We start from the raw sequence: 15,738 nt of genomic DNA, 5'->3' as shown, positions 1-15,738 counted from the left end.
CCGTCCGATCGGTGTACCCCCACCCCGTTAAATCGGGACAGCGCTGAACCCCGGTTTGGCCGGGTTTACGCGGTTTCACGCCGATTAAATCGGGTTTAATTCGTCCGACGGAACCCGAACCGCGTGGCGGTCGCTGGTCGACGTATGAAAGACGGCGAGCGACAGTGCCGTCGCTCGCCAACGTGAGTATGAGTGGTGAGGCGGCGAATCGGCACTCCCAGAGGGTCGCCCACTCCAGTACTGCCCGATACGCAGGCGGGCTTAACGTCCGTGTTCGGGATGGGTACGGGTGTTTCCCCGCCGCTCTGGCCGCCTTCATGCCGACCGACGGAATCGAACCGTCGCGATGCCAATGCCGGTAGGGTCCAACCGTACGTACGTGCGATCCAGTTAGCGCCTGGACCCGACGGTCAAATCGAATCGGGTCACAGTGCGAAATCCAATGAATGTGGCTCGGACTGTTAGTGCTCGCGGGCTGAACGTCTCGTTGCCTTGACGCGTACACCCCGAGTCTATCTAACTCGTCTTCTACGAGTGTCCTCGGTGGTACCTCTTTTCCAGGTGGGTTTCGAGCTTAGATGCGTTCAGCTCTTACCCCGTGGTGCGTGGCTGCCCGGCAACTGCCTTTTCAGACAACCGGTACACCAGTGGCACCCAGGCGGAGTTCCTCTCGTACTATACGCCTGTTCCCGTCAGGTACCTTCAACACCCCCAATAGATAGCAGCCGACCTGTCTCACGACGGTCTAAACCCAGCTCACGACCTCCTTTAATAGGCGAACAACCTCACCCTTGCCCGCTTCTGCACGGGCAGGATGGAGGGAACCGACATCGAGGTAGCAAGCCACTCGGTCGATATGTGCTCTTGCGAGTGACGACTCTGTTATCCCTAAGGTAGCTTTTCTGTCATCCACGGGTCCCATGAATGAACCTCGTGGGTTCGCTAGACCACGCTTTCGCGTCAGCGATCCTCGTTGGGAAGATCACTGTCAGGCCTCCTTGTGCTCTTGCGCTCTCTTTCGGGTTTCCGACCCGAATGAGGAGACCATCGGGCGCGCTCGATATCTTTTCGAGCGCGTACCGCCCCAGTCAAACTGCCCGGCTACCGGTGTCCTCCGCCAGGAGTGAGAGTCGCAGTCACTACCGGGTAGTATTTCAATGCTGGCTCGGTGGCCCGCTAGCGCGGGTACCTGTGTAACGCCTCCTACCTATGCTGCACAGTAGCGACCACGTCTCAGCGACAGCCTGCAGTAAAGCTCTATAGGGTCTTCGCTTCCCCTTGGGGGTCTCCAGACTCCGCACTGGAACGTACAGTTCACCGGGCCCAGCGTTGGGACAGTGGCGCTCTCGTTGATCCATTCATGCAAGCCGCTACTGAAGCGGCAAGGTACTACGCTACCTTAAGAGGGTCATAGTTACCCCCGCCGTTGACGGGTCCTTCGTCCGATTGTACTCGGTGTTCAGATACCCGCACTGGGCAGGATTCAGTGACCGTACGAGTCCTTGCGGATTTGCGGTCACCTATGTTGTTACTAGACAGTCGGAGCGCCCGAGTCACTGCGACCTGCTCTTCTCCAGAGCAGGCATCCCTTATTGCGAACGTACGGGACTAACTTGCCGAATTCCCTAACGCCGGTTGCTCCCGACGGGCCTTGCCTTTCGCCGGCAGAGCACCTGTGTCGGATCTCGGTACGATCACCACACTCGTCTTTTCACGGGCTCTAGGTACGACCGACTTGCGCTGTCTCGAGGGTCGTCCGCTTCCTGCCATTACGGCTTCCACGGATGTACTCGATTCGACCGGGCGAAAGCCCGGCTCGGTTGTCCCCAAAGCGTCGACTTTCAATGTGTGGCGGTGCTGGAATATTAACCAGCTTCCCTGTTGTCTCGGTCGAGTTACGGCGAGACTTAGGATCGACTAACCCTCGGCTGATTAGCAGTGCCGAGGAACCCTTGCTCGTAAGGCCGTCGGGTGTCACACCCGACTATCGCTGCTACTGTGACCAGGATTATCGTCACCACTCGGTCCACACGAAATCTCTCCCGTGCTTCCGCCCGAGCGGAGTGCCAGCCTACGCGATTGTCCTGTGATGGACACGGGTAGGTCTCGGTGGTGGATTTGAGCCCCGATCATTTTGGGCGCCCCGAACCTCGGCCGGTAAGCTGTTACGCTTTTCTTAGAGGGTAGCTGCTTCTAAGCTCACCTCCCGGCTGTCTAGGGCTCGGGACCACCTTCGATCGCACTTAATCCACACTTGGGGACCTTAACCTACCGCTGGGTTGTCTCCCTTACGGTGCACAGGCTTACCCCGCACACCGGACTCCCACCGTCTGTGGCGTCCGCAAGTTCGGAGTTCGACAGGATGGCCGACTCCTCTCGGAGGCGGGTCATCCAATCGGTCGCTCTACCTCGCGGACTACCTCAGGTGAGGTCATGCTTCGACATGTTTCGGCTGGAACCAGCTGTTGCCGGGTTCGATGGGCCTTTCACCCCTACGCATAGGTCACGGGAGGGTATTGTAGGACACCACCCCTAACGGGCCTCCACGTGCCTTTCGGTACGCTTCACCCTGCCCACGCGTAGATCACCCGGTTTCGGGTCGCATCCGCTTGACTCCCCGCGCTTGAACACGGTGGCCCTGGTCGTAAGACTGCGGCCGTATCGGTTTCCCTGTGCCTTCCCCGATGGTCGGGTTAGGCTCGCCAAGCAAATGCACTCCCTGGTTCGTTTTTCAAAACGCACGACGGAACATCGGCTTCCTTCGAGTCCTACTAACGGGTCGCCCCGTGTTCGTTTGTCGAAGGACCTTGTATGCCCCGTCGCTCGATCGCCAGCTGAGTTCAGGCTCTATTTCAGTTCCCTTCTCGGGATACTTTTCAGCGTTCGCTCACGCTACTTGTTCGCTATCGGTCTCGAGGAGTGTTTAGTCTTCCCAGTTGATGCCTGGGACGTTCACGAGGAATATCCAATCCCCGCTACTCTGGGACTGATTCCCATCGTACTGCAGCCCGATACGGGGCTGTCACCCTGTATCGCGCTCCGTTTCAGGAGACTTCTCGGGTTGGGTCGGATGTTGAAGATCAGCCCGACACCACATGTCTCGTAAGAGATTCGGTTTGGACTGGCCCGCGTTCACTCGCGGTTACTGACGGGATCGCGGTTTGCGTTCTGTTCCTGCTCCTACTGAGATGTTTCAATTCGGAGCGTTCCCCATTGCGCGAGGCAATTGCGAGGGGATTCCCATTCGGAAATCCTCGGTTCTTTCCCTCCATGCGGGTCCCCGAGGCTTATCGCAGCTTGGCACGTCCGTCGTCGGCTCTCGAGCCGAGCCATTCACCAGCTGGCACAGTAGCCAGATTGATGGTTTGTCACACTAGTGACCCGGTTTGACTGTCGGGTCCAGTGGACGCCTGGATCGCACGTACATACGGTCTCATTACGCTCTCGTGGATGCGAGCGCGTTCGACCCTTCCCATCCGCGCTTTCGCGGGATGGTGCATCGGTCTTGCGTGACTCAACCGAGCGCCGTCGTGCACTTAAGGCGTGCGATTCGGGCGTCGGGTGAGCCGGCATGGACCCGCTGGGATTCGAACCCAGGGCGTCCTCCTTGCAAAGGAGGTGCTCTACCGCTGAGCTACGGGCCCGGTCTCCGTGGAGGAGACGCGAGACGAGATGTGTGAGCCTTGGTGGTTCTACGGCGCCCGGTCGGCCCGGTGGCCGAACCGTGGACGGCAGTGGTCGTGGTGGGCCGTCCCGGAGGGACGGTCCCGATCAGTAGGAGGTGATCCAGCCGCAGATTCCCCTACGGCTACCTTGTTACGACTTAAGCCCCCTTGCGGAGCCCAGATTCGACCGAGGAACTCGGCCTCATCCGGACCCCACTCGGGTGCTTTGACGGGCGGTGTGTGCAAGGAGCAGGGACGTATTCACCGCGCGCTGCTGACACGCGATTACTACCGAATCCAGCTTCATGAGGGCGGGTTTCAGCCCTCAATCCGAACTACGACCGAGTTTAGGAGATTACCGTCCTCTTTCGAGGTTGGAACCCATTGTCTCGGCCATTGTAGCCCGCGTGTAGCCCAGCACATTCGGGGCATACTGACCTACCGTTGCCCGTTCCTTCCTCCGTGTTGGCCACGGCAGTCCTCCTAATGTACCCACCCGGGCGAACCCGGTGCTGGCAATTAGGAGTGCGGGTCTCGCTCGTTGCCTGACTTAACAGGACGCCTCACGGTACGAGCTGACGGCGGCCATGCACCTCCTCTCAACAGCTCTGACAAGGTCATCAACCTGATCGTCATTGCTGTTGTCGATGCTGGTGAGATGTCCGGCGTTGAGTCCAATTAAACCGCAGGCTCCTCCGGTTGTAGTGCTCCCCCGCCAATTCCTTTAAGTTTCATCCTTGCGGACGTACTTCCCAGGCGGTCTGCTTAGCGGCTTCCCTACGGCACAACACCCGCTCGTAGCGGGAGTCACACCTAGCAGACATCGTTTACGGCCAGGACTACCCGGGTATCTAATCCGGTTCGAGACCCTGGCTTTCGTCCCTCACCGTCGGATCCGTCTTCCCGAAGTGCTTTCGCCATCGGCGGTCCGTCCAGGATTACGGGATTTCACTCCTACCCAAGACGTACCCTTCGGGTCTTCCGGTCCCAAGCCACACAGTTTTCACCGGACGCCCGCCAGTTGGGCTGGCGGATTTCCCGATGAACTTGCGTGGCCGGCTACGAACGCTTTAGGCCCAATAAGATCGGCCATCACTCGAGCTGCCGGTATTACCGCGGCGGCTGGCACCGGTCTTGCCCAGCTCTTATTCCAGTACCTCCCTACGGTACTGAAAAGCGAGGACTGTATGCCCTCGCACTCGGGGTCCCCTTATCGCACTTGCGTGCAGTGTAAAGGTTTCGCGCCTGCTGCGCCCCGTAGGGCCCGGAATCTTGTCTCAGATTCCGTCTCCGGGTTCTTGCTCTCACAACCCGTACCGATTATCGGCACGGTGGGCCGTTACCCCACCGTCAACCTAATCGGCCGCAGCCACGTCCTCCAGCGTCGGAACGTTTGCGCGTCCCGGCATTCCAGCGTGGGACGGGTATGAACTATTAGCCTCAGTTTCCCGAGGTTATGGTTCTCTGGAGGGTGGTTTGGCCACGTGTTACGGAGCTATTCGCCACGAGTGTAAACTCGTACGACTAGCATGGCTAAATCGGACCCCGATAGCAATGGCCTCCGGCAGGATCAACCGGAATGGGCTCACTCTTGCGAGTGAGGGGTGGCGGGAAACGTAATGTTTCCGCGTCGTGTAGACCACTGAGGTCCGTGGTTCGGGTCACCGGATCGACCGGGTGACACCGAACCACCAAGGCTCACATCAGATTCCGGCTTACGGCGGACCGCAGGGGTGGAATCCTCATGTTTCGTTCGGACCTGAACCGAGGAGGGCGACCCACATAAGCCCGTTGATCGGGCCCGGGAATCGCCCGGTCGGTCTGACCGGTCCGAGTGAGGCCGAGGGCACCGTCGCCCTCGCCCTTCGCATTACATTCCGAGTGGAGGTTAATACTTAACCCCTCTGATCTCCGCCGAGATCGGCAGACGCGCTGATATTTGCGTGGTGATCCCTCTCGTGGGTGCCGGTCGCGTGGCGACCCCGCCGCTCGTCGGCCTGCCGTGGTCCTTTATAAGGATGGGGGACCCAATGTCGCGCATACGATGAGTGATCCGGCAGATTCGATCGAGATTCAGAACGTGGTGGCGTCGACGGGCATCGGACAGGAACTCGACCTCGAGGCCTTGGCGGAGGACCTCCCGGGAGCCGACTTCAACCCCGACAACTTCCCGGGACTGGTCTACCGCACGCAGGAACCGAAGGCGGCGGCGCTGATCTTCCGCTCGGGCAAGATCGTGTGCACGGGCGCGAAGAGCATCGACGACGTGCACGAGGCGCTCGGCATCATCTTCGGCAAGCTCCGCGACCTGCAGATCCCGGTCGAAGAGGACCCGGAGATCACCGTCCAGAACATCGTCTCCAGCGCGGATCTGGGACATACCCTCAACCTCAACGCGCTGGCCATCGGGCTGGGGCTGGAGGACGTGGAGTACGAACCCGAGCAGTTCCCGGGACTGGTCTATCGGATGGACGATCCCGACGTGGTCATCCTGCTTTTCGGCAGCGGAAAGATCGTCATCACGGGCGGGAAGCGGACCGTCGACGCGGCCGAGGCGGTCGAGGTGATCGTCGACCGAATCGACGACCTGGGCCTTCTGGGGTAGCCCCGGTAGGTGGCCGCGTCGCGGGCGTCGTCACCGGCGGGTCACAACGCGTTTCTCCGTCGGGGTCCTACGGCGGCCGATGACCGAGGACCCACCCGACGAAGCCGTCACGCTGGAGTCGTTTCTCGACGCGTTACAGTCGGAGGGACGGCCGGTCGCGACGGCCCAGCAGATCGCCCGCCGACTCGATCGTTCACAGGCGGCCGCGAGCGAGGCACTCGACCGTCTCGCCGCCGCCGGCGACGTCGAACGTCTCGATGTCGAATCCGATCCCGTGGTCTGGTATCCGGCCGAGTGGGGCCGACTAGCCGACCGCGAACGGGTGGTGCTCTTTCCGGACCGCCGCGAACTCGTCGTCGATCAGCCGAGCCAGTACACCCGCGCCCAGCTCTCCCGTGTCGCCCACCTGGTCGACACCTCCGGAACCAAGGGCTATCTCTACCGGATCCGCCGGGAGGACGTGTGGGCGGCGCCGTTCGACGACCTCGACGATTTCCTGGGCACCCTCCGGTCGGTCCTCCCGCGACGATCCCCACACCTGGAGGAGTGGATCGAACGCCAGTGGACCCGCGCGCGCCAGTTCACCCTGCGGACCCACGAGGACGGCTACACGGTGCTCGAGGCGGCGAGCGAGAGCCTGATGGGCAACGTCGCCAGGCAGAAACTCGACGAGGAGCACCTCCACGCCCCTATCTCCGAGACCGAGAGCTGGGTCGTCGAGGGGAGCGAGGCGGCGATCAAGCGGATCCTCTACGAGTCGGGCTATCCCGTCGTCGACGAACGTGATCTCGAAACGGGCGACCCCCTCGACGTCGAGCTCCGGACCGAGCTTCGCGACTACCAGCGGGACTGGGTGGATCGCTTCCTCGACCAGCGGGCGGGGGTGTTCGTCGGGCCGTCGGGGAGCGGAAAGACCGTCGCCGCCATCGGCGCGCTGGTCGCCGTCGGCGGCGAGACGCTGATCCTCGTGCCGAGCCGGGAACTCGCCGGGCAGTGGCGGACGGAACTGCTGGAACACACGACGCTCGATCCCGCCGACATCGGGGAGTACCACGGCGGCGAAAAGGAGATCCGTCCGGTTACCATCGCCACCTACCAGGTCGCGGGCATGGACCGCCACCGCGCCCTGTTCGACCGGCGGGAGTGGGGGCTGATAGTCTACGACGAGGTCCACCACATCCCCAGCGAGGTGTACCGGCGGAGCGCGGACCTCCAGAGCAAACACCGCCTCGGCCTCTCGGCGACGCCGGTCCGCGAGGACGACCGGGAGACGGATATCTACACGCTCGTCGGACCACCGATCGGCACCGACTGGGACGCGCTCTTCGACGCCGGCTACGTCCAGGAACCCGAGGTAGAGATCAGGTATCTGCCGTGGGCGAACGACGAGGAACGGAACGCGTACGCGAGCGCGGAGCCGCGCGCGAAACACCGGATCGCGGCGGAGAACCCGGCGAAGGTCGACGAGGTGCGCCACCTGCTCGCCGAACACCCGACGTCGAAGGCGCTCGTGTTCGTCGACTGGCTGGACCACGGTCGCGAGATCGCCGCCGCCATCGACGCGCCCTTCGTGAGCGGCGAGACGCCACACCATGAGCGCGACCGACTGTTCGCGTCGTTCCGGGACGGCGAGCGCCGGACGCTCGTCGTCTCCCGCGTCGGCGACGAGGGGATCGACCTACCGAACGCGGAGCTGGCGGTGGTGGCCTCGGGGCTCGGCGGATCGCGCCGGCAAGGCGCCCAGCGCGCCGGGCGGACGATGCGCCCCGCGGGGAGCGCGACGGTGTACGTACTGGCGACGCGGGGGACGAGCGAGGAGGATTTCGCCCAGCGCCAGATGCGTCACCTCGCGGAGAAGGGCATCCGCGTGACCGAGAGCGGCGTGGAGTGAGGGGGGCGAAGCGGCCGGGTCAGTCGACCCGATCGAGGGCGGCCGCCAGCGCGTCCATCGTCCGCTCGACCTTCTCGACGTCGGCGTTGTACCCCATGTGACCGACGCGGAGCACGTCGTCCGCGAGGTCGCCGAACCCGGTCGAGAGCGTCACGTCGTGGTCCGTGCGCAGGCGTTCCTGCAGCGCCGTCGCCCGCCCCGGCACCGCGAAGGCGGTGACAGTCGGCGAACTCCGCTCGGGATCGGGGAACGGCTCCAGCCCGAGTTCGCGTCCGCGCTCCCGGCAGAGCCGCGCGGCCTCGCGGTGGCGGTCGTAGACGGCATCGAGACCCTCGTCGAGCAACAGGTCGAGCGCCGCCTCCAGCGCGACGACCAGGGTCGACAGATGGGTGTAGGGGTACGGCTGGTCGGCCCCGTGCCACGGGAGCAGGTTGGTGTAGAGCGGATCGGGGTCGCGGGCCTGGATCCGCTCCCACGCCGCGTCGCTGACGGTGCAGACCGCGAGTCCGGGCGGCGCGCTGAAACACTTCTGGGACGCGCCGATGGCGACGTCGATGCGGTCGGTCGGGACGGGCGCCCCGCCGAGCGACGAGACGGCGTCGACGACGGTGGGAACGTCGTGGGTGTCGAACAGGTCGAGCGCGGGGGCCAGGTCGTTGAGCGTCCCCGTCGGCGTCTCGCAGTGGACCATCGTCGCGAGGTCGAAGTCCCCGTCGTCGAGGGTCCGCTCTAGGGCGTCGATCGGGAGGGGATCGTCGTAGTCGGCGTCGACGAGGACGGCCTCGCCGCCGTAGCGCTCGACGAAGTCCGCGAAACCGTCGCCGTAGGGGCCGTTCGAGAGACAGCAGACGCGGTCGCCGGGGGCGACGGTCGAGGCGACGGCCGCCTCCAGGCCGAGGATGCCCTCGCCGCCGAGGACGACCACCTCGTCGTCGGTCCCGTAGACCCGTCCGAGTTTCCGTTTCAGCGCGTCGTACCGGTCGGCGAAGGCCGGATCGACGTCGGGGTTGAGCAGTTCCTCGCCGGCCGCCTCCCTGACCGACGGCGGAAGCGCCGTCGGGCCGGGCGTCATGAGCATACGCCCCGTAGTCGACGGGGCGGCTTGTAGGGTGCGGTCCGACGCGGTGGGCTGTCGCGAGACGGGAAGGCACATGACAGAGGCGGGCCTACCGAACGCCGATGACCGGCAAACTCGATCCGTCGGTCCTGTCGGATCTGATCCTCTCGCGGACGGGGGCGTCGAACCCGAACCTGCTCGCGGGGCCGGCGTTCGGCGAGGACGCCGCGGCCATCCGGATCGACGGCGGGACGCTGATCGCCAGCACCGACCCCATCTCGCTCGCGGCCGAACGAATCGGACAGTTGGCCGTCGCCGTCGCCTCGAACGACGTCGCGGCCGCCGGCGGCCGCCCCGAGTACCTCCTGAGCACCGTCCTCCTCCCCGACGCGGACGTCGACCGCCTGGAGACGATCACCGGGCAACTCGACGCCGAGGCCGACCGCCTCGGGCTGACCATCGCCGGCGGCCACACCGAGGTCGTCGCCGGCCTGGAGCGGCCGCTCTGTTCGCTCACCTGTCTCGGGATGGCCGACCGCTTCGTCACCACGGGCGGGGCGGCACCCGGGGATCGGATCCTCCTCACGAAGGGCGCGGGCATCGAGGCGACTGGCGTCCTCGCGACCGACTTCCGCGACCGTCTGGACCTGTCCGCGGACGCGCTGGACCGCGCGACGGCCGCGTTCGACGACCTCAGCGTGATGCCCGAGGCGGCCGTCCTCGCGCCAACCGCGACCGCCATGCACGACCCCACCGAAGGGGGCGTCCTCGAAGGACTGATCGAGATGGCACTCGCCGGCGGGGTCACCCTCGCCGTCGACCGCGACGCGGTCCACGTCCGCGAGGAGACCCGGGCGGCCTGCGCGGCCGTCGGGGTCGACCCGCTCCGAGTCCTCGGCTCCGGGGCGTTGCTGGCGACCGTCGACCCCGACGACGCGTCGACGGCGCTCGCGGCGCTCCACGACGAGGGGATCGACGCCGTCGACGTCGGCCGGGTCGAAGCGGGCGACCCCGCGGTGGCGATGGGCGGGGCGCGCTACACCGACCCGATCCGGGACGACATGTACGCGCTCTGGGATGAGTGAGGGGGCCGCCGTCCGGTGTCGCCGCTCGGCCCCGCGCTCACCCGTCGTCGAACGACGGTTCGGACCACCGATCCGCCGGATCGACCGCCGAGAGCGCGTGGGCGACCCGTTCGTCGGTGTAGTCGTACTCGTCGAGCGCGAGGAAGAGCCGCTTCCACCGGGCGCTCACGTCCGTCTCCCCCTCGGGCCCGACGCGGGCGCCGTGGATCCGGAAGAAGGGAGAGCCACGGTTCAGGCGGGCACCCTCGCCGGTGTGACCGTCGAGCGCGACGTCGTACTCGCCGTCGGCCGACAGGTCGGCGGCGGTGACCGGGAAGGTGTGTGTCGGCTCCTCGCCGCGTTCCCGAGCCTCGGCGCGCCGCTTCGCGACCGCGTGGAAGGCGTTGACCGCGTTCGCCCCCTCGCGGGCGCTCCGGGCGCGGGCGACGGCGAGGGCGGCCTGAACCGCCGCCATCTGTCCCCGTCGGGAGTCCATGTCCCACCGCTCGGCCAGGTCCTCGTACCGGGCGACGAGCGACGGCGCTCGCGTGTCCGCCGCGAGGTCCTCGACGACGAACGTCTGCAGGCGGTCCCAGAGATTCCACCCGAACCCCGAGCGGGCGAGTTCCCAGGCACACCACGCCGCCACCTCCTCGTCGCCCCGGCGGATCGCCTTCTGGAGCAGGCTGACGACGGCGTAGCGGTTGAACCCGCCGTCCGTCTCGTCGGCACCCGTCTCCTCGCCGAAGTCGTTCGTCCCCGTCGCCTCCGGCGCCTCCGTCTCCAGTTCGCCGTCCGGCCCGAAGGTGGCCTGTCGCTCCTCGTCCATGCCGCGTGGGTGACGACCGACCGACGAAAGGGTTCGGGTCCGGCCGTCCGATAAATGAGAATCCTTAAGTCCAGTCTGGGGAGTAGATGTACGTGCCCGCCCTTAGCTCAGACTGGTAGAGCAGCCGACTGTAGATCGGCTTGCCCCCCGTTCAAATCGGGGAGGGCGGACTTTTCCTGCAGTCGATGTGGGGTCGACGGGGCATCGGCTTGCCCCCCGTCCCCGCGAGCACAGCGAGCGGGGAACAGCGAGACGACCAGCGGGAGTCTCACGCGTTTCAGATCGGGGAGGGCGGACTCGTTTTCGGGACGGGCTCGTCGCCTTGGGGGGGTAGCCGACGGTAGCCGCGATGCTGACGGGGATGTCGTGTGAGATCGGACGCCGAGTATCAGAAACGGACCCCGACGATAGGGCGTCGGGTCCGCGTGGGCCTCCGTATCCTAAGCGGACGCCACGACGAACGACGGGACCGGGGGGCTTCAATGCTCCGCACGAGCGGGCGACACGTCGTTCGCGGGGCGACGCGTCACTCGGTGTACTGGAGTTCCTTCTCCGGGTCGGTCGGCAGGGAGTGGAAGATCTCCTCCATCTCGCCGTCTGCGAGGGGGATCTCTTCCAGGCTCCCGTCGCTTTGGTGGAGCGACCAGACGAAGTTGATCATCGTCGCCTGGAAATGCGGGCTCGGCTGGTCGTTCTCCCGGATGTACTTGACGAGTTTCGCCGCCGCCTCGTCGTCGAGTATGTCGCTCATGGGTCGACCTCGGTCGGGTCGGCAATCAGGGTGTCGGATGGCGGACGGGACGTCAGTCGCCGCCGACGGCGAAGCGGGTCGCGTCCTCGTCGATCGAGGGCGAGGAGACGAGCGAGACGCCGACGGTGAGGGCGGCGGCGAGCAGCATGAACGCGAGGGCGACGTCCCACCCGCCGTAGGAGCGCGCGAGGAGGGAGACGGTCGCGCCCCCGACCTCGACCGGCGTGGCCGGGACGAGGACGTGGGCGAGATACAGGAGTTGCGGGACGGCGACGCCGACGAGCATGCCGTCGCGGGTCGTCGCCTCCCAGTAGAGCGCGACGATGACGGGCGGAGCGAGCAGGGCGAACCCGGAGAACGCGGTGTCGCCGACTTCGATGAGCGTGCCGGGTCGCGAGAGGCTGGCGACGAACGCGAGGAGGGCGAAGACGGCGACGCCGATCCGGGCGATCCACGCCTCGCGTCGGTCGCTCGCTTCGGGGCGAACGAAGGGGCGGTAGAGGTCACGGGTGAAGTAGGCCGACCCCGAGAGGAGCATCGAGTCCGAGGAGGACATCATCGCCGCCATCGCGCCGGCGACGACGAGCGCCGCGAACCACCCGGGGGTGTACTCGCTCAGCAGGACCGACAGCACGTTCGCGCCCTCGGGCACCTCGATGGGGAGGCCGGCCGCCCACGCCCCGAGCATGAACGCCGGGACGAAAAGCAGGAGGACGAGCACCGGCCAGAGGGCGAACGAGCGTTTCAGCACCGTCGCGGACTTCGCGACGAAGAAGCGCTGGTTGATCTGCGGGAACATGGTCACGCCGAAGGCGATGGTGACCGCCGACGAGACGATGAACTGCGGGGTGTAGAGGCCGCCCCCGAGGGACGCGAACTCGGGGTTGGCCGCCACCATCCCGCGGGTGGCCGCGCCGAGGCCGCCGAGGCTGCCGAGGATCCAGACCACCGCGATCCACAGCACGGAGAGCATGAACAGCCCCTGGAGGGTGTCGGTCCAGGCGACGCCCCGCAGGCCGGCGAGCATCACGTAGACGATCATGAAGAGGGTGATGAGCGCGGCGCCGCCCCAGTAGGGGACCGCCCCGCCGGTGAGTCCGCGGAGCGCCTCGCCGGCACCCATCTGCTGGAGCATGACGTAGGGGAAGAGCCACAGGAGGCTAACGCCCGCGACCAGCCCCCGGAGACCCGGGGAGGCAAATCGGTCGCCGAGCATCTCCCCAAGGGTGACGTACTCGCGTGCGCGCCCGATGAGCCACTGTCGGTAGCCGATAACGTACCAGAGGATGGCGAAGAGGACGCCGTCCATCACACCCATGACGAGGATCCACTCGGGGCCGGCCGCGTAGGCGAGGTTCGGGCCGCCGAAGAAGGTGAACGCCGACAGCAGGGTCGCGAAGGTGGTAAACAGGAGGACGAGCGTCCCGAGGGTGCGGCTGGCGAGATAGAAGTCCTCGGCGTCGTTCCCGCCGACGCGGTAGGCCACGAGGCCGACGCCGAGCGCGAGGACGAGATACGCGACGACGATGCCGAGCGGCTGGAGGCTCACCGACTCTCACCCCCGTCGGGTCGCGGGGCCGCCTCGGTGTCGACGCCCATCAACCGATCCCACCCGGTTCGGGTGAACAGCGCGAAGACGACGGCCGCTACGCCCATCCAGCCGATATGCCACCAGAGCCAGACGGGTAACCCGGCGACCACCGTCGACGTGCCCCAGAGGAACCAGGGGACCGAGAACACGACGAGGACGACGAACGTCACGATCCACAGCCAATCGCGTATCGAACGCATCGTTGGATCGTATTCGTATCTCCAACTACGTAAATGATGCCGAATAATCCCCCATCAGATAGATTGAAGAAAAACTTTCTTCGAAACGGGAAAGAGGGGAACAGCACTCTTCGATTCGCGTCGACACCGGTAAACCGTCGCCCGCCGAGCGGGTTCGTGTGTCCGGGACGGACGGACGTGTCGTGTCGCCGCTGGTCGCGCTGGGAGTCGCGGTCCTCGCGATCAGCACGAGCGCGATCCTGGTCCGCTGGAGCGACGCCCCGAACGTCATCAAGGCGCTGTATCGGGTGACCTTCACCGTCGTCGCGCTCGCTCCGCTCGTCGACGGGGGCGACCGGCTCTCGCTCGCCCGGATCGGGCGTCGCGACGCCGCCGTCGCGGTCGCCGCCGGGGTCGCCCTCGCGGTCCACTTCGTGGTCTGGTTCGAGAGCCTCGATCACACGACCGTCGCCGCGAGCGTCACCATCGTCCAGGCCCAGCCGGTGTTCGTCGCCGCCGGGGCGTGGGTGCTCCTCGGGGAACGCGTGAGCCGACGCGGCGCGCTCGGGATCGGGATCGCTCTCGCCGGGATGGTCGCGCTCTCGTTCGGCCCGGCGTTGCTGGCCGCCGTCGATCCGACCACCGAACCGGCCGCCGACGTGACGGGGGCCCAGTACGGCAACGCGCTGGCCCTCCTCGGCGCAGTGGCGGTGGCGGGGTACTACCTCGCCGGCCGGTCGCTCCGGCGCGGACTGGGGGTGTTGCCGTACGTGACGGTCGTGTACACGGCCTGTGCGCTCGTTTTGCTCGGGGTCGCCGTCGCGCAGGGCCTCCCCCTCGTCTCGTATGCCCCCCACGAGTGGGTGCTGTTCGCCGCGATGGCGCTCGGTCCGGGTGTCCTCGGGCACACCGTCGTGAACTGGGCGCTCGGCCATCTCGAATCCCACGTGGTCAGCGTCTCGCTTCTCGGCGAACCGGTCGGAAGCACGCTCCTCGCGGTCGTCCTCCTCTCGGAGGTCCCGCCGCCGGGAACGCTCCTCGGCGGCGCCGTCGTCCTCGCCGGGATCTACGTCACCGCGTCCGCGCGAACGCCCGGCCGCCCGGATCAGTGAAGTTTGAGTTCGATCCGCCGGCCGTCGGGGTCGCGAACGTACGCCGCCCAGTCGCGGCCGTAGGCGCCGTACCGCTCGTGGGGTTCCCCGGACTCCACCTCGACGCCCGCGTCCCGGAGGTCTGCGAGCAGGGCCTCGATCTCCGCCCGGGTTCCGGTGCCGTCCGACCGGAGGAGCAGACAGACGTGTTCGCCGTCGGGGTCGAACGGCTCGTCGGTCGGCACGAGGTGAAGGTGGCGGCCGCCGGCGACGACGGCGACGTAGGGCACCTCCCCGGCCTCGTAGCGGTCGCGGTCGCGGACTGGCATCCCGAGCAGGTCGTGGTAGAACTCGAGCGCGCGGTCGAGGTCACTCACGCGGAAGGCGGCGTGATCCAGGTCGACGACGTCCATACCGGGCGTTGGGGCGCCGGCTTCATACCGATTGTCGTCACCGCTCGCGGCGGCCCGTCTCACGACCGGCCGGTCACTCGAGGAGGTCGCGCGTCCGCCGGTGACGGAACCGAAACATGGGTTCGAAGCCGACCCGGGCGAGGGGCGCGACGGCCTCACCGAGGGCGCCGAGCGGGAGAGCGTAGACCACCCGATCGTCGACGACCGTCTCGGATCCGTCGGCGAAAAAGCGGTGGGTGTGCTCCCAGTGGCGAAAAGGCCCGTCGGCCATCTCGTCGGTGAAGTGAGCGGTCGCGCCCTCGCGTTCGCGCTCGGTGATGAGGGAAGTCCACCGCTGTCGCGGCCCGACGCCGAACGGTCGGACCGAGGCCTCGATGCGCGATCCGGGCTCCAGGATCTCCGGGTCGGGGTCGCCGTCCGGACCCTCGACCGCCTCGATCCGCAGGTGCATCCACTCCGGGGTCAGCGCCTCCAGTCCGCTCACGCGGGAGTGGAAATCCCACACCGAATCCAGCGACGCGTCGACGCGCGTCCGGCGTTGGTACACGGCCATGGGCGTCCCTACGGACGAACGGCGGATAAGCGCAGGGATCGGCCCCACG

General features: G+C 66.3%; 11 protein-coding genes, 2 tRNA genes and 3 rRNA genes. 5 read left to right on the top strand and 11 right to left on the bottom strand.

The genetic code is table 11. The annotated features are described in order from the left end of the window. Nucleotides 1-195: 195 nt before the first annotated feature. From rrf to EI982_RS14980, 4 genes are all read right to left on the bottom strand, one after another. A 5S ribosomal RNA gene (gene rrf / locus EI982_RS14995) occupies nucleotides 196-317 on the bottom strand. A 126-nt stretch (nucleotides 318-443) separates the two neighbouring features. Beyond that, a 23S ribosomal RNA gene (locus EI982_RS14990) occupies nucleotides 444-3,361 on the bottom strand. Nucleotides 3,362-3,572: 211 nt separating this feature from the next. Then, nucleotides 3,573-3,644, bottom strand: a tRNA-Ala gene (locus EI982_RS14985). 132 nt (nucleotides 3,645-3,776) lie between these two features. Further along, nucleotides 3,777-5,246: ribosomal RNA gene (locus tag EI982_RS14980) — 16S ribosomal RNA — on the bottom strand. The 16S, 23S and 5S rRNA genes sit together here with 1 tRNA gene alongside, the layout of an rRNA operon. Before the next feature lie 463 nt (nucleotides 5,247-5,709). On the opposite strand from EI982_RS14980, the gene EI982_RS14975 reads away from it, so the two are divergent. Together EI982_RS14975 and EI982_RS14970 are read left to right on the top strand one after the other, a co-directional pair. After that, nucleotides 5,710-6,270, top strand: a complete 561-nt coding sequence (locus EI982_RS14975) for a TATA-box-binding protein (RefSeq protein WP_157690455.1) — start codon at nucleotides 5,710-5,712, stop codon at nucleotides 6,268-6,270. A gap of 79 nt (nucleotides 6,271-6,349) precedes the next feature. Beyond that, a complete protein-coding gene (locus EI982_RS14970; RefSeq protein WP_157690454.1) occupies nucleotides 6,350-8,161 on the top strand; it encodes a DEAD/DEAH box helicase family protein in 1,812 nt (603 codons plus the stop codon). A gap of 19 nt (nucleotides 8,162-8,180) precedes the next feature. On the opposite strand, the gene EI982_RS14965 is transcribed toward EI982_RS14970, so the two are convergent. Then, entirely contained in the window at nucleotides 8,181-9,239 is a 1,059-nt protein-coding gene (locus EI982_RS14965) for a pyridoxal-phosphate-dependent aminotransferase family protein (RefSeq protein ID WP_157690453.1), read from the bottom strand. 101 nt (nucleotides 9,240-9,340) lie between these two features. Between EI982_RS14965 and EI982_RS14960 the strand changes: the two genes are divergently transcribed. After that, nucleotides 9,341-10,303 carry an AIR synthase family protein gene (locus EI982_RS14960; protein WP_157690452.1) on the top strand — a complete coding sequence of 321 codons (963 nt, stop codon included), beginning with the start codon at nucleotides 9,341-9,343 and terminating at the stop codon, nucleotides 10,301-10,303. A 37-nt stretch (nucleotides 10,304-10,340) separates the two neighbouring features. Here EI982_RS14960 and EI982_RS14955 read toward each other — a convergent pair whose 3' ends face one another. Beyond that, nucleotides 10,341-11,111 (bottom strand): hypothetical protein, encoded by a 771-nt coding sequence (locus EI982_RS14955; RefSeq protein ID WP_157690451.1) that lies wholly within the window; start codon nucleotides 11,109-11,111, stop codon nucleotides 10,341-10,343. Nucleotides 11,112-11,207: 96 nt separating this feature from the next. Here EI982_RS14955 and EI982_RS14950 point away from each other — a divergent pair. Continuing rightward, nucleotides 11,208-11,281: transfer RNA gene (locus EI982_RS14950), tRNA-Tyr, on the top strand. Between the two features lie 356 nt (nucleotides 11,282-11,637). Here EI982_RS14950 and EI982_RS14945 read toward each other — a convergent pair. Genes EI982_RS14945 through EI982_RS14935 form a run of 3 tightly spaced genes read right to left on the bottom strand, consistent with a single transcriptional unit; the run spans nucleotide 11,638 to nucleotide 13,653 of the window. Beyond that, complete coding sequence (locus tag EI982_RS14945) at nucleotides 11,638-11,862, bottom strand: hypothetical protein (protein ID WP_157690450.1); 225 nt, start codon at nucleotides 11,860-11,862, stop codon at nucleotides 11,638-11,640. Between the two features lie 52 nt (nucleotides 11,863-11,914). Then, on the bottom strand, nucleotides 11,915-13,411 hold the full coding sequence (locus EI982_RS14940) for a sodium:solute symporter family protein (RefSeq protein ID WP_157690449.1): 1,497 nt from the start codon (nucleotides 13,409-13,411) through the stop codon (nucleotides 11,915-11,917). After that, nucleotides 13,408-13,653 (bottom strand): DUF3311 domain-containing protein, encoded by a 246-nt coding sequence (locus tag EI982_RS14935; protein ID WP_157690448.1) that lies wholly within the window; start codon nucleotides 13,651-13,653, stop codon nucleotides 13,408-13,410. The genes EI982_RS14940 and EI982_RS14935 overlap by 4 nt, the downstream gene beginning before the upstream one ends. A 158-nt stretch (nucleotides 13,654-13,811) precedes the next feature. Between EI982_RS14935 and EI982_RS14930 the strand changes: the two genes are divergently transcribed. Then, on the top strand, nucleotides 13,812-14,744 hold the full coding sequence (locus tag EI982_RS14930) for a DMT family transporter (protein ID WP_157690447.1): 933 nt from the start codon (nucleotides 13,812-13,814) through the stop codon (nucleotides 14,742-14,744). On the opposite strand, the gene EI982_RS14925 is transcribed toward EI982_RS14930, so the two are convergent. Both EI982_RS14925 and EI982_RS14920 read right to left on the bottom strand, forming a co-directional pair. After that, the gene (locus EI982_RS14925; RefSeq protein WP_157690446.1) at nucleotides 14,738-15,136 is read right to left on the bottom strand and encodes a VOC family protein; all 399 of its coding nucleotides are present in this window, start codon (nucleotides 15,134-15,136) and stop codon (nucleotides 14,738-14,740) included. The two genes, EI982_RS14930 and EI982_RS14925, sit on opposite strands and share 7 nt — an antisense overlap. A gap of 73 nt (nucleotides 15,137-15,209) precedes the next feature. Beyond that, nucleotides 15,210-15,689, bottom strand: coding sequence for an SRPBCC family protein (locus EI982_RS14920; protein WP_157690445.1), 480 nt, complete (start codon nucleotides 15,687-15,689; stop codon nucleotides 15,210-15,212). Nucleotides 15,690-15,738: the final 49 nt, after the last annotated feature.

It is taken from the genome of Haloplanus salinarum (assembly GCF_009762275.1).
Classification (GTDB): Archaea; Halobacteriota; Halobacteria; order Halobacteriales; family Haloferacaceae; genus Haloplanus; species Haloplanus salinarum.
Note: the sequence above shows the minus strand (reverse complement) of the source record. Positions and strands in the feature narration are given on the sequence as shown.

Coding starts and splice junctions, on each gene's coding strand:
- EI982_RS14965 (WP_157690453.1), bottom strand. CDS start 9,239: ATGCTCATGACGCCCGGCCCGACGGCGCTTCCGCCGTCGGTCAGGGAG.
- EI982_RS14955 (WP_157690451.1), bottom strand. CDS start 11,111: ATGGACGAGGAGCGACAGGCCACCTTCGGGCCGGACGGCGAACTGGAG.
- EI982_RS14920 (WP_157690445.1), bottom strand. CDS start 15,689: ATGGCCGTGTACCAACGCCGGACGCGCGTCGACGCGTCGCTGGATTCG.
- EI982_RS14945 (WP_157690450.1), bottom strand. CDS start 11,862: ATGAGCGACATACTCGACGACGAGGCGGCGGCGAAACTCGTCAAGTAC.
- EI982_RS14925 (WP_157690446.1), bottom strand. CDS start 15,136: ATGGACGTCGTCGACCTGGATCACGCCGCCTTCCGCGTGAGTGACCTC.
- EI982_RS14960 (WP_157690452.1), top strand. CDS start 9,341: ATGACCGGCAAACTCGATCCGTCGGTCCTGTCGGATCTGATCCTCTCG.
- EI982_RS14970 (WP_157690454.1), top strand. CDS start 6,350: ATGACCGAGGACCCACCCGACGAAGCCGTCACGCTGGAGTCGTTTCTC.
- EI982_RS14935 (WP_157690448.1), bottom strand. CDS start 13,653: ATGCGTTCGATACGCGATTGGCTGTGGATCGTGACGTTCGTCGTCCTC.
- EI982_RS14975 (WP_157690455.1), top strand. CDS start 5,710: ATGAGTGATCCGGCAGATTCGATCGAGATTCAGAACGTGGTGGCGTCG.